Annotated in this window: 2 protein-coding genes; both read right to left on the bottom strand. The window is 32.2% G+C overall.

Features of this window, described 5'->3' with window-relative positions; translation table 11 throughout:
* The coding region (locus HEN33_RS26215; RefSeq protein WP_207108975.1) for a hypothetical protein at positions 1–221 on the bottom strand (221 nt) is incomplete at its 3' end.
* Between the two features lie 9 nt (positions 222–230).
* A complete protein-coding gene (locus HEN33_RS25030; RefSeq protein ID WP_183083517.1) occupies positions 231–965 on the bottom strand; it encodes an N-acetylmuramoyl-L-alanine amidase in 735 nt (244 codons plus the stop codon).
* Positions 966–1,140 lie beyond the last annotated feature (175 nt).

Below are 1,140 nucleotides of genomic sequence, written 5' to 3'. Positions count from 1 at the left end.
GCATTATATAATATATAGTAGGGAGAGACAGGTACTTCAAAAATAATTCTAGGCGATATATCATGTTTAATAAAAACTCTTGGGACCCACGGGCTTCCTCCTTCCTCAAAATATTCTTCTTTATCGATACCGAACAATAAAAACAATAAAAGTAATATAAATATTTTTCGTAAAGTGATAACAGGAAATATCTTTCTACATTTTGAGTAAAAAATAGGCATATATAATAGTCAATTAATCGGTTTTAATAAATTAAATTCACGCCTGAGACGATTCGCTATATTGAGTCCATAAACACCATGGCAAGCACGTTTAAAACCATTTAGAATAGCAAACTCTCTGTGTCCTCCCAATTGTTTAATATCAAAAAAATTTAAAAGAACGCGGACAAGAACATCGATGGATTTATTTTGAGAATGTGTTGGTTTATCAATTGTAAAATCAAATGAATCTTTAAATTGACCACCAAACTCACTGAGTGATTCATATTTAGATGGACCGTGAATGTTTCCCTCTCCGACATAACTGAAGTCAGATAAGAATACAATACCGATTTTCCCTGAATTAGCGCCTTTTAGATGAGCACCTTTTTCTCGAATATCCAGTGTCTCATAGATTGTACCTGTGCAATCTATTGCATAATGATAACTAATGTGCTTATATCTTTTTATATCTGTCTTTTCAAGATCACGCAATTTATTAGTTTCATCATCATCACAAGAAAAACTGTTCCCTGCATGATGTAATACGATAGCTGAATAATCCCAATCACCACCATCTGTTCCAGGTGCATTCTTTGCTCCCCAGTCATTACGTGTCATTACTGTGACCCCTGCCTTACGTAATTCAGAAAAAATAGACTGTCTTATTTTTTCTTTTTCTGCTTTGTCTTTTATTAACTCGGATATAGCATCAAGACCTTTGTGAACTAAATCATCTGTTCTTTTATAATAATCATTATCCATATTAACACCATATGTATTATTGATGGTTTGAAAAAATATGAGGGGCAATACAATTAACACTTCCCTGAATGAATAAATTGAAAAATTGATTATTCAGTGATGTAACGAAAATTCAAATGTGTTTTGTGTTTATTATATTGTCACATCTTCCAACAAAAAATCCCTTATTCCAGGT

Origin of the sequence: Escherichia sp. 94.0001, assembly GCF_013369155.2 — a bacterium.
GTDB lineage: Bacteria > Pseudomonadota > Gammaproteobacteria > Enterobacterales > Enterobacteriaceae > Escherichia > Escherichia coli_F.
The sequence above is the reverse complement of the archived record's forward strand: the minus strand, read 5'-3'. Positions and strand labels throughout refer to the sequence as shown.

Excerpts from the sequence above, each read along its gene's own strand:
- HEN33_RS25030 (WP_183083517.1), bottom strand. The coding sequence starts at position 965 with ATGGATAATGATTATTATAAAAGAACAGATGATTTAGTTCACAAAGGT.